Here is a 13,195-nt window from a genome sequence, read left to right as displayed (position 1 = left end):
GCAACCCCTATGAAAATTGCAAAGCTATCAGTACTACGACCAATTGCGATGAGCATGGTGATTGTGCTTATGCTCATACTCGGCGCTGTCAGTATGAGGAGCATGACGGTCGATTTATTCCCTGAATTAACCTTCCCGATAGTGGCTGTCACGACAACCTATGAAGGCGCTGGACCTGAGGAAATCGAGAATTTGATTTCTTCTCCTATTGAAAATGCTATGGGCACTTTGCCGAATGTTGAATCTGTGACATCGATATCAAGAACTGGCGGCTCACTGGTACTAGTTGCGTTCACATGGGGAACCAATATGGATTTCGCATCGCTTGATATGCGGGAAAGGATCGATTCTGTAAGGGACTTTTTGCCTCCAGGTGCACAGTTGCCGCGAGTTTTGAGATTTAATCCAAGCGACCTACCTATTGTACAGCTTGCTATTACTGACCCTTCAGGTGAAATGGTAAAAGCGAAGAGGCTGGCAGAAGAGGAATTTGAACCTGAACTGAATAGCGTGGATGGAATCGCCTCCATATCAGTAGAGGGCGGTGCAGAAAGTGAAGTTCGTGTCACCTTGGACCCGAATACACTTTCCTCCTTTGGAATCTCCATTGATCAGCTACAGCAAATCATCGCGTCAGAAAACTTGAATCTTCCTGGTGGTGCTTTGACCGACCAGAATCAGGACCTGCCTATCCGTATTACCGGAGAGTATGGATCAATCACTGACATACAGACTCTACCTATCCCAACCTTCAAGGGAATCGTCCAGCTCGATCAACTTGGCGAAGTAAAGGAAACGCTTCAGCCTACCACTCAGTTAAGCTATCTGAACGGTGAGCCTGCTGTAGGGATGTCCATACTGAAGCAGTCGGGAAGCAATACCGTCACAGTGGCCAATGATATCAATAAGAAACTGGAGGAAATTAAAGAAACGCTTCCTGAAGGCGTTGAAATAAAGCCTATCTTTGATCAAAGCCAGTTTATCGAACAGTCCATTCGTGCTGTAGCGTCCAACATGATTCTCGGAAGCCTGCTCGCAGCTCTTGTTCTTTACTTTTTCTTAAGAAACTTGAGAAGTACGCTAATTATACTGTTTTCCATCCCCCTTTCCATAGTGACGACGTTCATCTTTATGTACTTCAGCGGCCAGACGCTTAATCTATTGACTCTTGGCGGGTTGGCATTGGGAATCGGAATGATGGTGGATAACGCGATTGTCATCCTGGAAAATATATATAGATTAAGGCAGAAGGGGTATTCGTTGAAAGATGCGGCAATCGAGGGGACAAGTGAGGTCGGACCCGCCATCATCGCTTCCACCCTTACTACAGTCATTGTATTTTTGCCGATCGTTTTTGTCGACGGGTTGGCTGCACAGCTTTTCAAACCATTGGCACTTGTTGTATCGTTTTCGCTTTTAGCATCATTGTTCACAGCATTGATTATAGTTCCTTTGTTCTCATCCCTACTGTTGAAAGTCAATAATAAGAGCTCGCGATTCGAAGAAAGATTCAGCTCGTTTTCTTTATGGTATAGAAACGTACTACATAAGGCCCTCCAGCATCCGAAGAAAACGATATCGCTTGTATTGTTGCTCCTGGTAACTTCCCTTTTTGGTACACCGTTTATCGGAAAGGAATTTTTACCGCAGCAGGACCAAAGCTTTATTTCCATGACTGCGCGGCTGCCAGAAGGAAGCTCGCTAGATGCTACCTACAGTGCGATGGAGGATATCGATCAGAAACTGAAAGAGATAGAAGAGATTGACCTATCATTTGTTACTGTCGGAGGAACTGATAACTTTTCTGTTTCGGCCGGTACACAATCGAACAGGGCTAATTACAGTATTTTGCTTGTACCTTTGAGTGAAAGAAACAGGGCTGATACAGAAGTCGGAGATGAAATCAGAGAGCTGCTGCAGGACATTCCCGGAGTGGAGATTTCCATTTCCTCCGGTGACTCCGGTTTCTCGCAAAACCCTGTATCCCTTAGCATTACTGGACCTGATCTTGATACATTAAAAGGTATGGCGGATCAGACCATTACGCTTTTATCCGATATAAAAGGAATCAGAGAGCCGAGCTCCAATTACACAGAGGGCAATCCGGAAATAGTCGTCGACATTGACCGGGTGAAGGCCAGTCAATTCGGAGTTGGAAGTGCCCAGATCGCCTCGGCCGTATCCAGTGCAACAAGGGGCGTTGTGGCATCAAGAATGGCTCGTGAAGGAGAAGAGCTGGATATCCGGCTGACAATCGAAGACACGTATACAAGCTCTATTCAAGATCTAGAAACCCTGCTCATCCCTACACCAACAGGAGAAAACATTCCGCTTCAAGCTGTTGCCTCTGTAAGCCGGGGACAGGGTCCGAGTCAGATAAACCGAACCGACCGCCTGCGTGAAATAACCGTTAATGCCGATATCGTGAACCGAGATCTGGGCAGTGTGGTGGATGATATTGAGAAGACACTAAAGGAAAATGTTTATATCCCCACCAAACAATACAAAATTACCATCGGCGGACAGGATGAACAGATGAATGACGCTTTCTTCAAATTGGGAGGGGCCCTTGCGCTTGCTGTCGTCCTGGTTTATATGGTGATGGCTGCCCAGTTTGAATCTTACTTTTATCCGTTTATCATCATGTTTTCTGTTCCCCTTACCATTATTGGAATTATCGTAGGGCTGTTAGTTACTTTCCAGCCGCTTGGGGTCGGGTCCCTGGTTGGGATGCTCATTCTAACCGGTATAGTGGTGAACAACGCGATTGTTTTCGTGGATTACGTCAACATGTTAAAGAAAGATGGGAAATCCACTGTAGAAGCTATTTTAATAGCCGGTCCAACAAGGTTACGTCCCATCCTGATGACCACCCTTACCACGATATTAGGATTGATCCCTCTTACGTTGGGAATCGGGGAAGGGATGGAAATACAGCAGCCTATGGCGATTGTCATCGTATTCGGACTAAGCTTTGCCACTTTAATCACACTGGTTCTTATTCCTGTATTGTACTATCTTTTGGATAGATTCAAAGAAAAAAGACAAGCGAAGAAATTGGAAAAAGCAGAGATATAAACTCCTATGTCTTGTAGAGAGGATGACATAACGATGGGCAGAAAACTTTTGTTGACTGCATTTCTGATATTCGGCAGTTTCTTCATGTACCCTCCTGCAACAGCGGAGTCTCCTAAACAGTTGACTTATATCGCATTAGGGGATTCCTTGACTGCAGGTCTCGGCTCAACTGAAGAGAACTACTTGCGCATCCATGGATTTGTGCCCCAATTTACAAAGTATCTGAGAAAAGATAATACTGTCAAAGTAGAAAACTACGGTATTCCAGGATTGACCTCGACTGGACTTCTCGCACTGCTCTCAGGGGATGAAGGGCTTAGGAACCGACTAAAAACCGCAGATATTATTTCCATCTCCATTGGGGGAAATAACTTTTTACAGACTGTCCGTTCCCAGCCTGACCCGGAGGAGGGGCAGCTGGATCTTAATATGCAGATATTAGAAACATCCTTGAAGGAAACCTATGGAATGGTGAGGGCAATAAACCCGACAGCCACCATCTTGCTGATTGGACTATACAACCCGTATCCACCTGGTCATACTCTCCATCAGCTTGGTAAAGAATATGCACCAAAATTCAATGCATCCGTAAAAAAACTGGCGTCAGAATCCACGCTATTCATAGACCCTTATCAAGAATTCGTCAACAAAGAAGTTGAGCTCACCCATATAGAAAAGGATGACATCCACCCCAATGACCAAGGGTATCGAGAAATAGTTGCGCTCATGAAAAAAGTATATGAAGAGACACAATAAAAAGAGGCTGGGACAAAATTGCTAACAAAAGACGAACAATATAGGTACCGGCTCTAAATACCGCTATTGATTTCCGTGCAAGACTTCGCTTTCCGCGGGTGACCCGTGAGCCTCCTCGGCTTCGCCTGCGGGGTCTCACTTTGGCCACTTCTCCCGCAGGAGTCTTCGTCTTGCACTCCAATCAACCGCTGGTGTACCCTAAAACTAATCGAATACTTCAAAAAAAGACCCGAACTAATTTGATTTTAAAATTCAAATTAGTTCGGGTTTTATTTAGACTAAAACACTTTTGCTCCAGCCTCTTTTTCATATGTACGCATGATTAAAGTTTGGAAAGGATATTATTATTATCATTATCCTCTTCGTCAAAGCTCAACACCTTATCGACCGTTTCATAGGATTCGCCGTACAGCTCCTTGTCCTTGTAGGTATGAATCTGTTCATACATCTGTTTCATCCCCTCAAAGACCGCCGCCTCGTCCTGGTTGTTCGGTGACCAGTATAGTATCTCCATCTGATTTACTTCATTTGTCGCCAATGATCTTCTGCTGTACCCGATGGAGGATGCATGATCAAAGCCTTCCCTCTTGTAGAACTTCAGCCTTTTTTCTGTATCCGTATCTTCATAGTCCACCGGCTCCACTTCGAGGATGATCGGCTTCCCTTTTTGCTTCAGCTTTTCAAGGAGTTTATGACCTAGTCCCTGCCCTCTTGAAGCCTTTGATACAAACAGATAATCGATAAAAATAAACTGGTCAAATTCGGCATACATCAGAACATGATGCTCGCCTTCATCTTTATGGTACATATGCCCTTTTTCTTTTAATAAAAGCTCCATATGTTCTTTTGATTTCATCTCTTCTACCGGAAAATATTGATTTAATTTTTCATACCAATTCATCTCTTTTTACTGATCCCCTTTCATCTTTTTCTTTGGCTGTTTTCGCATTCATTGTTGTCATATAGATAAAATGTAAGCATTAAATGCAGCCCGTTGATTTCCGCTCCGCACACAAGATTCCCCGGGGACGGATGGGAGCCTCCTCGGCTTCGCCTGTGGGGTCTCCCTTGCCCTCTACTCTCCCGCAGGAGTCAAGTGTCCTCCGCTACAATCAACTCAGTTTTTTAACATTAATGGCTCCACTGAAAATAAAATATTAACAAAGTCCAATTTTTCAAACTTTAGGAAGGCAAATTTTATACTATAATTCACCCCTGTTGGTTGGAGTGCAAGGCGTGAGACTCTTTGAAAATGCAAACATTTCCTGCGTGCGATGTATCGCTTCCTAAGCCTTCCTTGTCCTGCGGAAGCAGCGTGTCAAGGGAGACCCCGCAGGTGCGCAGCACCGAGGAGGCTCACGAGGCCTTCCTGGATAAGCGAACGCCTGGAATGGAAACCAACAGGGAGTTTAATGTTGACATCTTATCTTTAGCCAATCCCTATATTTAAGAACAACAATCTTTACGAAAGGAGCCTTTTCTTTCTCATTTTCAAGCATAACATACATATTCATATCTCAACGTTAATATACCCTCTTTCTTTTGTGATAGTCATAATTTACAATAGAAGCAGGATGTATTTATACATAAGGCAAAGGGGATGTCAGTGTGATAGAATACTTTATTGATTTTGGACTTGTAGCTACGCTGATTATAGCAATTACGGCCGTAATGGGTGTCCTGGCCAACGGTATCGGGGAAAAATTGTTCGGCAAGAGCAAAAAAGGCTCGGAAAGCTTCGATAAATCCGCTAGCATACAAGCTGGCTGGAAAAGCGTCGGCGGCGGGAAAAAGTGAATAGATAAGAAAAAGCTGCCCTCTTTAGAATGAGAGGCAGCTTTTTGTTTGACCTATAACACCGCTGTTGATTTCCGCGCAAGTCAGCAGCGACACGCGGGCGGGTAGGGAGCCTCCTTGGCTTCGCCTGCGGGATCTCCCTGACTCCGCTTCTCCCGAGTCTACGACTTGCGCTCCAATCAACAGCTGAAGACGGCCAATAATCAACCGTACTCTTAAACAAAACCTTATATTTGTATCAATTATTCACCGAGCGGCTTGAAGTTTACACCCTCTGTATATGTGTTGCCGGCATTCCATAAAAGGAACTCATCGATTCCATTTTCATTCAATGCTCGAATTTGATCTTCCACCTGCTGCTTGCCATAAGGAATATAATTTCCTGCTCCAAGCCATGTGGCGGTGAAGTCCTGGATCCATGGCCTTGATACTGGGCGTTCCTCCAGTTCATCAAGCTTCGCATTTTCGAATTTTGCGTATTCTGCAATAATTTTATATGGCTCCGTATCAGGTTTGGCCACTCCAAAATAGGAGGTCCAATGACTTGGATAGATCATGGACGAGATGACATCTACATGTTCAGAGATGCGGCTGAAATTCTGTCCGATCCCAGGCGCTTCAGGAAGAGTTGCCGTATATCCGAATATGTCCACAGATACCTGAACATTGTATGGTTCAAGCTTTTCTCGTGCGTATTCTACAAAATTAGTTACCGCTTCCACGCGCTTTTGAACATTATCCAGGTCAAGATCTTTATAATCACCGTATCCATATTGAAGGGTCGTATCCCTGTTTTCGAACCCTTCGGGATAGCGTACATAATCGAACTGGATTTCCTGGAAGCCCATTTTTGCAGCTTCGATTGCTATATTGACATTATAATCCCAAACCTCTTTCATGAATGGATTTACGAAAGATTCCCCTCTTCCGTTCTTCCAGACCTGACCATTTTCAACAAAGGATAAATCTGGCCGTTTTTCTGCCAGAACAGAATCCTTGAAAACTACGATTCTACCTATTGGATAAATCTTCTTTTCTTCCAGCTTTTTCATCATTTCCTCAGTATCCCCAATATAAGGCTGCGCAATATCCATATATGGCGATCCCTCTTCCGGTATGTACGTCAGATATCCGTGATCGTCCTTGATGTCAATAACCATTGAGTTAAGATCAGTAGAGTCTAGCAGATTGATCAGACGTTCAAACCGTTCACCCCCAACTGAGTGCGCAGTCACATAAATTCCCCGCACCGCATCAGGATACTCAAACTCATAGCCTGAATCAAATGCGAATCTTGCCATGGAAACTGGCAATACTTTTTCCTGTACTTCTACTTTTTTTGTCATATGCTTCCCAACTTGAAGACTTTCCTCTTCAGCCTGAACTGGAGAGAAACACATCATACTTAATGTCATTGCAGCAGCTAAGCCACCGAACCATTTTTTCATCATTCTCCCCCATTTTCATTTCCTATTAATTATATTATAAAGGAAAATCGTCTTCTTTTTGGCTTTTTCACCAATTTTCTTCAAAATAATCCAAGAGTACCAGTATGGTGATACAGACTAGTGTAATTTTTATTTCTGTATATTTTATTAGGGATGACGAACTTATATTAATTGATTATCCACAAAAAAATAACCGATCCATAAAATGGACCGGTTACGAAATTCGATTTATTTAACAACAGCGTATTCTGCCTGATACTTCTTGAACTCTGCCTCAGAACATAATACGAAATGACCTGGCTTCACTTCACGAAGCTCAAGTTCCTCGTTTTCACCATATCCGTGTGCTTTAGGGTCGTATGCAAAACGCTTACGTGTGCGCTCAGAATCTGGATCCGGTTGTGGGATAGCCGATAATAGAGACCTGGTGTATGGGTGGATCGGGTTGTTGTATAGCTCATTGCTATCAGCAAGCTCGACGATTTTCCCAAAATACATTACACCGATTCTGTCACTGATATATTTTACCATCGACAAGTCATGGGCGATGAAAAGGTACGTTAATCCTTTTTCCTTTTGCAGCTTTTTCATCAGGTTGACAACTTGTGCCTGAATGGAAACGTCAAGTGCAGAAATAGGTTCATCTGCAATGATGAACTCAGGCTCTACAGCCAATGCTCTGGCTATACCGATACGTTGGCGCTGTCCACCACTGAATTCATGAGGATAACGACCAGCGTGATCTTTGTTCAGTCCTACTGTTTCCAGAAGATCGTAAACTTTTTGCATGCGTTCCTTTTTGTTCTTAGCAAGTCCATGGATGTCGATGCCTTCTGCGATAACATCAGCAATCGTCATTCTTGGATTCAATGAAGCATAAGGATCCTGGAAGATCATCTGCATTTTACGGTTGAACTTCAACAGTTCTTTTTTGGATTTCTTGCCGTGGACATTTTCGCCCTCAAACAATACTTCACCATCTGTAGCATCATAAAGGCGGATGATCGTGCGGCCAGTTGTAGATTTACCACAACCGGATTCCCCTACAAGACCAAGTGTTTCACCACGGAAGATATCGAAATTCAATCCATCCACAGCGCGGACCATATTAGGTTTTCCTTCATTGAAATACTGCTTCAAATTACGGATTTCCAATAATTTTTCACTAGTGGCCATTGTCATTCACCGTCCTTTATCATAACAGGCTTATCGAAATTGTTAGGCATGTGGCGTCTGCGTTTTTGAACAGCAAGTGGCGGTTCAACCTTTGGCGCGTCTTCATGCAATAACCATGTTTTTGCAAAGTGAGTTTTTGAAATCTGGAACATTGGAGGCTCCATTTCCAAATCGATCTGCATGGCAAATTCGTTACGTGCCGCAAATGCATCTCCTACTGGAGGGTCTGTAAGATCTGGAGGAGTTCCTGGAATAGCATAAAGATCTGCCTCATCTCCAAGCTCCAGATCAGGCATGGAGCTCAACAAACCCCAAGTATAAGGATGTTGTGGATTGTAGAAAATTTCATCCACTGTCCCCATTTCTATAATCTGACCGCCATACATTACAGCAACTCGATCTGCTACGTTAGCTACAACACCTAAATCATGTGTGATAAAGATGATGGATGTTTCAATCTTTTGCTGAAGATCCTTCATCAAGTCAAGAATCTGTGCCTGTATGGTTACATCCAGTGCAGTTGTCGGCTCATCGGCAATCAATACTTTCGGGTTGCATGCAAGTGATATTGCAATAACAACCCTCTGTCTCATCCCACCGGAGAATTGGTGCGGATATTGCTTAAAGCGTTCTTCGGGCATCGGAATTCCTACTAAACGTAATAGGTCGATCGCTTTTTCTTTTGCTGCACTTTTGCTTAGTTTCTGGTGCTTGATAATTCCCTCCATGATTTGTTTTCCAACAGTCATCGTAGGGTTAAGTGAAGTCATCGGGTCTTGGAAGATCATCGAGATATCTTTACCACGGATCCCTTGCATGGCTTTTTCTGAAAGCTTTGAAAGGTCTTTTCCGTCAAACAGAATCTCCCCATTTTTGATATGGGAGTTGTTTTTTGGCAAAAGTCGCATAATCGTCTTCGTTGTAACCGATTTACCAGAACCGGACTCCCCAACAATCGCTAGCGTCTCCCCTTTTTTCAAATCAAAGTTAACGCCACGAATTGCTTTGACTTCCCCACCGAATGTATCAAATGAAACGTGTAAGTTCTTTACTTCAAGTATTTTTTCCATGTTCATTTCACCTGCCTTTATACTAGTCCTTCATTTTAGGGTCTAATGCATCACGCATACCGTCTGCAACAAGGTTGAACGCAATCATCAGCAAACTGATGATTATTGCAGGATAGATCATGATGTGTGGGAAGATCTGTAATGATTTATATCCATCTTCAATCAACGTACCAAGGGAAGCCATTGGAGGCTGCAGCCCCAAACCGATGAAGCTTAGGAATGCTTCAAAGAAAATTGCACTTGGAATGGTGAACATTGTGTTTATGATAATTACGCCTACTACGTTTGGCAGTAAGTGCTTTGTAATAATTTTTCTATCAGATGAACCGAGTGTCCTCGAAGCCAAAACGAACTCTTGGCCTTTTAGCTTTAATACTTGTCCCCGGACTACCCGGGCCATTCCGACCCAACCGGTTATGGTGAGGGCGATGATGATGGCCAGCATGCCTCGTTCCATGACCAGTATCATCAGTATTACGATTACAAGGTTAGGAATACCAATCAATACTTCAATGATACGCTGCATGATATTATCGACGCGGCCGCCATAATAAGCGGAAATACCACCATATGCAACCCCGATAACCATGTCAATCAGTGCTGCCAATAAAGCGATAAAGACAGAAACCCGGGTACCTTCCCAAATTCTGGTCCATAAATCGCGACCTAAACCATCTGTTCCGAACCAGAAATAGTCCGTGACACCACGTTGTTCATAAATGTCTACACCATTTCTAGTCCCATCCATAATCCCAAGGTTTTCAATTCCAGGCATCTTAGCCGGTAGATTGGCTCTCATGAGATCCTGATCATTGAATCCATGGCTATTCATAAATGGACCAAAGATCGCTAGGAACGTGATTAAGAAAAGAATGAATACACCAACAATTGCGGCTTTATTTTTCTTTAATCTCAACCACCCAGTTTGCCAATAGGTTAAACTTGGTTTCGAGATTTTCTCGCCTCTATTTGGATCTTGCTTTGCTGGTTCAAATAGCTCTTTAGGAAGTTTTTCATAATTGTTGTTCATTATTTTTTACCTCCTGCCAAACGGATACGCGGATCGATGACTCCATAAAGGATATCAACAATCAGTACAATCAAAATGAATAGTGCAGCAAAGAAAAGAGTGGTTCCCATGATAACCGGGTAATCGTTCGTAGTAATGGATCGTACGAACTGTTCCCCTAATCCTGGTACTGCAAATATTTTTTCGATTACTAGCGTACCTGTCATTAAACTTACTGCAAGTGGCCCAAGTACGGTTACCACTGGAATGAGTGCATTTCGCAAAGCATGTTTGAATGCGATATCAAAAGAAGATGCACCTTTTGCTCTTGCAAGCGTTATATAGTCCGATCCCAAGACCTCGATCATTTCTGTACGCATGAAGCGTGCAGCTATCGCAATCGGGAACATGGAGAGTGCAATTGTAGGGAGTACGGTATATTCCCAGCCATTCCAAAAGGCCACCGGGAACCATCCTAATTTTACAGCAATATAATATTGCAATAATCCTGCAAAAACGAAAGAAGGAATAGATTTTCCCAATACCGCCAAAACTGTAGAACCATAATCCACCCATGTGTTTTGCCTTAACGCCGCAACCACACCAAGGAAGATACCAATGATTGTTCCAACCAGCATGGCCTGGAAACCTAGTTGTGCAGAAGGTCCGATACGCTGCATGATTAGATCGGTAACACTTCTATTGTCATATTGAAAGGAAATACCAAGATCCCCTTGTGCTAGACTTAGAATATATTTTGCATATTGCACTGGGACAGGATCATCAAGACCGTATTTAGCATAAAGGATTGCCTTTTGGGCCTCTGACATTTTCTCCTGCATGGTAAACGGAGTACCTGGCATTAGTTTCATCAAGAAGAATGTAAATGAAGCGATTAAAAATAAGGTGATGATCATATAGAGAATACGCTGCAATAAATACTTAGTCATTTTTGCACCTCCTAAAAAAGTGTGAATAGTCAAACTGTCTGTAATTTTCCCTATAATTCGACAATTTGTTTACAGGGAAAAAGAGAGTATATATTTCAATATACTCTCTTTTTCTGAAGTTTGGAAGCAATAATTTTATACTGAAATAGCTTTATTATTCTTTTCCAGTAATGTAAGCCCACTTGTAGCTGAAGTCTGGACCAAAGTTATGTTTGTATACGTTTTGCACGTATGGCTGCCATAATCTTGTAGTACCACGTTGGTAGATCGGTGCAATCGCAGCATCTTCTTCAAGAAGGATGCGCTCAGCTTCTTGCATAGCTTCGAAGCGTTTTACAGGATCGTTCGCATAAGTAGTCATTACATCATTTAAAAGCTTGTCATACTCAGGGTTGGAGTAACCCATTTTATTGTTTCCACCATCAGTGATCCAAAGGTTTGCGAAAGAAATTGCATCTAGGTAGTCAGGACCCCAACCAGCTAATTGCATGTCATAGTCCATCGCAGAATCTAGATCTAGACGTTGTGCAAATGGTACTTCTTTCAATTTGATTGTTAAACCTGGAAGGTTCGTTTCAAATTGGTTTTGAAGGTATTGTTGCATGTTTTTCGCTGTTTCAGTGTCTCCACCAAGAATTTCGATTGTAACTGCATCTGTTCCTAACTCTTCAAGACCTTTTTCCCAGAATTCTTTTGCTTTTTCAGCATCGAATTTGTTGAAGTCGCCGAATTTATCACGGAAGTCATCTCCGCTTTCAGGGTGTTGAACGAATTCAACTGGTACAGAGAAGTTAGCAGGTACGGAACCGTTGTTCAATACAACTTTTGCAAGATCTTCTTTATTGAAAGCCATAGCAAGTGCTTTACGGATGTTCAAGTTAGCTAAAGCTTCATTTTTTGTTTGGTTCATCTTAAACCAGAAAATTGTTGGCTCTAGGTATTGAATCAAGTTTGGATCTTCTTTGTATAGCTCAACAAACTCAGAAGTTAAACCTGGTGAGATATCAATTTGTTTAGCAGTATAAAGGTTAACCCCAGTGGATACTTCTTTAACTACTTTTACATTGATTTCATCTAATTTTACAGTGTCTTTATCCCAATACTTATCGTTCTTCGTCATTGTCCAGCCTACTTCATGCTCCCATTTGGATAATACAAATGGTCCGTTGTACACTAGGTTTTCTGCTTCAAGAGCGTAGTTTTCACCTTGCTCCTCAACGAAACCTTGGTGTTGCGGGAAGAAAGTTGGGAATGTCATTAAAGATTCGAAATAAGCAACAGGTTGCTCTAATGTTACCTCAAGAGTGTAGTCATCAACCGCTTTAACGCCAAGCTCTTCTAAAGGAAGTTCCCCAGCAGATACTTTTTCAGCGTTCTTGATTTTGCCATTCATCATGTATGGTCCATACTCGGATCCAACTGTCGGATCTACAGCACGCTGCCATCCGTATACGAAATCTTTAGCAGTTACAGGGTCGCCATTGGACCAAACTGCATCTTCACGTAGAGTAAAAGTGTAAACAAGTCCATCTTCGCTTGCTTTATGTTCTTTTGCGATACCTTCAACTACTTCATCATTTTCGCTAAGTCTATAAAGACCTTCAAAAACGTTGTTCATTACGTTGAAAGCTACTGCATCTGTTCCTTTAACAGTATCCATTGTAGGAATTTCAGCAGAGTCTAAAACATTAAGTACTTGTGGTCCAGTTGCTTCACCTTCACCAGCAGGTGGTTGTCCTTCACCTTTTCCATTATTGTTCTGTGCATTGTTTCCGCCGCCACAAGCAGCTAAAAATACACTAAGTACAAGTGAAAGCGCTAAAAGAAGTAAAAATTTTGACTTTTTCATTTACTTGACCCCCCATAAGAAATGTGTCGAATTTTGTGAGTAATTCGAGGTAACGATTTTTA

10 protein-coding genes and 1 pseudogene are annotated in these 13,195 nt (G+C 42.6%); 3 read left to right on the top strand and 8 right to left on the bottom strand.

What is annotated here, in order from left to right; genetic code table 11:
- The first annotated feature begins 9 nt into the window (after nucleotides 1-9).
- Together ACQCT5_RS16870 and ACQCT5_RS16865 are read left to right on the top strand one after the other, a co-directional pair.
- Nucleotides 10-3,078 (top strand): efflux RND transporter permease subunit, encoded by a 3,069-nt coding sequence (locus tag ACQCT5_RS16870; protein WP_499643361.1) that lies wholly within the window; start codon nucleotides 10-12, stop codon nucleotides 3,076-3,078.
- A gap of 33 nt (nucleotides 3,079-3,111) precedes the next feature.
- Nucleotides 3,112-3,834 (top strand): GDSL-type esterase/lipase family protein, encoded by a 723-nt coding sequence (locus ACQCT5_RS16865; protein WP_499643359.1) that lies wholly within the window; start codon nucleotides 3,112-3,114, stop codon nucleotides 3,832-3,834.
- On the opposite strand, the pseudogene ACQCT5_RS16860 reads toward ACQCT5_RS16865, so the two are convergent.
- Together ACQCT5_RS16860 and ACQCT5_RS16855 are read right to left on the bottom strand one after the other, a co-directional pair.
- A pseudogene (locus ACQCT5_RS16860) lies at nucleotides 3,803-4,019 on the bottom strand (hypothetical protein). The gene ACQCT5_RS16865 and the pseudogene ACQCT5_RS16860 sit on opposite strands and share 32 nt — an antisense overlap.
- A 137-nt stretch (nucleotides 4,020-4,156) precedes the next feature.
- On the bottom strand, nucleotides 4,157-4,735 hold the full coding sequence (locus ACQCT5_RS16855) for a GNAT family N-acetyltransferase (protein WP_499643357.1): 579 nt from the start codon (nucleotides 4,733-4,735) through the stop codon (nucleotides 4,157-4,159).
- A 707-nt stretch (nucleotides 4,736-5,442) separates the two neighbouring features.
- Between ACQCT5_RS16855 and ACQCT5_RS16850 the strand changes: the two genes are divergently transcribed.
- Nucleotides 5,443-5,631, top strand: coding sequence for a hypothetical protein (locus ACQCT5_RS16850; RefSeq protein ID WP_499643355.1), 189 nt, complete (start codon nucleotides 5,443-5,445; stop codon nucleotides 5,629-5,631).
- Nucleotides 5,632-5,873: 242 nt separating this feature from the next.
- Here ACQCT5_RS16850 and ACQCT5_RS16845 read toward each other — a convergent pair whose 3' ends face one another.
- From ACQCT5_RS16845 to ACQCT5_RS16820, 6 genes are all read right to left on the bottom strand, one after another.
- Nucleotides 5,874-7,082 (bottom strand): putative glycoside hydrolase, encoded by a 1,209-nt coding sequence (locus tag ACQCT5_RS16845; RefSeq protein WP_499643353.1) that lies wholly within the window; start codon nucleotides 7,080-7,082, stop codon nucleotides 5,874-5,876.
- 225 nt (nucleotides 7,083-7,307) lie between these two features.
- A complete protein-coding gene (locus tag ACQCT5_RS16840; RefSeq protein WP_499643351.1) occupies nucleotides 7,308-8,255 on the bottom strand; it encodes an ABC transporter ATP-binding protein in 948 nt (315 codons plus the stop codon).
- 2 nt (nucleotides 8,256-8,257) lie between these two features.
- The gene (locus ACQCT5_RS16835) at nucleotides 8,258-9,325 is read right to left on the bottom strand and encodes an ABC transporter ATP-binding protein (RefSeq protein WP_499643349.1); all 1,068 of its coding nucleotides are present in this window, start codon (nucleotides 9,323-9,325) and stop codon (nucleotides 8,258-8,260) included.
- Between the two features lie 22 nt (nucleotides 9,326-9,347).
- Complete coding sequence (gene opp3C, locus ACQCT5_RS16830; protein WP_499643347.1) at nucleotides 9,348-10,355, bottom strand: oligopeptide ABC transporter permease; 1,008 nt, start codon at nucleotides 10,353-10,355, stop codon at nucleotides 9,348-9,350.
- The gene (gene opp3b / locus ACQCT5_RS16825; RefSeq protein WP_499643345.1) at nucleotides 10,355-11,284 is read right to left on the bottom strand and encodes an oligopeptide ABC transporter permease; all 930 of its coding nucleotides are present in this window, start codon (nucleotides 11,282-11,284) and stop codon (nucleotides 10,355-10,357) included. Before opp3b ends, opp3C begins: the two co-directional genes overlap by 1 nt.
- Before the next feature lie 154 nt (nucleotides 11,285-11,438).
- Nucleotides 11,439-13,133, bottom strand: a complete 1,695-nt coding sequence (locus ACQCT5_RS16820; RefSeq protein WP_499643343.1) for a peptide ABC transporter substrate-binding protein — start codon at nucleotides 13,131-13,133, stop codon at nucleotides 11,439-11,441.
- Nucleotides 13,134-13,195: the final 62 nt, after the last annotated feature.

It is taken from the genome of Sutcliffiella halmapala (assembly GCF_050107295.1).
In the GTDB taxonomy this organism is placed as follows: Bacteria; Bacillota; Bacilli; order Bacillales; family Bacillaceae_I; genus Sutcliffiella_A; species Sutcliffiella_A halmapala_A.
Note: the sequence above shows the minus strand (reverse complement) of the source record. Positions and strands in the feature narration are given on the sequence as shown.

Excerpts from the sequence above, each read along its gene's own strand:
- ACQCT5_RS16820 (WP_499643343.1), bottom strand. The coding sequence starts at position 13,133 with ATGAAAAAGTCAAAATTTTTACTTCTTTTAGCGCTTTCACTTGTACTT.
- opp3C (WP_499643347.1), bottom strand. The coding sequence starts at position 10,355 with ATGAACAACAATTATGAAAAACTTCCTAAAGAGCTATTTGAACCAGCA.
- ACQCT5_RS16840 (WP_499643351.1), bottom strand. The coding sequence starts at position 8,255 with ATGGCCACTAGTGAAAAATTATTGGAAATCCGTAATTTGAAGCAGTAT.
- ACQCT5_RS16870 (WP_499643361.1), top strand. The coding sequence starts at position 10 with ATGAAAATTGCAAAGCTATCAGTACTACGACCAATTGCGATGAGCATG.
- opp3b (WP_499643345.1), bottom strand. The coding sequence starts at position 11,284 with ATGACTAAGTATTTATTGCAGCGTATTCTCTATATGATCATCACCTTA.
- ACQCT5_RS16835 (WP_499643349.1), bottom strand. The coding sequence starts at position 9,325 with ATGGAAAAAATACTTGAAGTAAAGAACTTACACGTTTCATTTGATACA.
- ACQCT5_RS16865 (WP_499643359.1), top strand. The coding sequence starts at position 3,112 with ATGGGCAGAAAACTTTTGTTGACTGCATTTCTGATATTCGGCAGTTTC.
- ACQCT5_RS16845 (WP_499643353.1), bottom strand. The coding sequence starts at position 7,082 with ATGATGAAAAAATGGTTCGGTGGCTTAGCTGCTGCAATGACATTAAGT.
- ACQCT5_RS16855 (WP_499643357.1), bottom strand. The coding sequence starts at position 4,735 with ATGAATTGGTATGAAAAATTAAATCAATATTTTCCGGTAGAAGAGATG.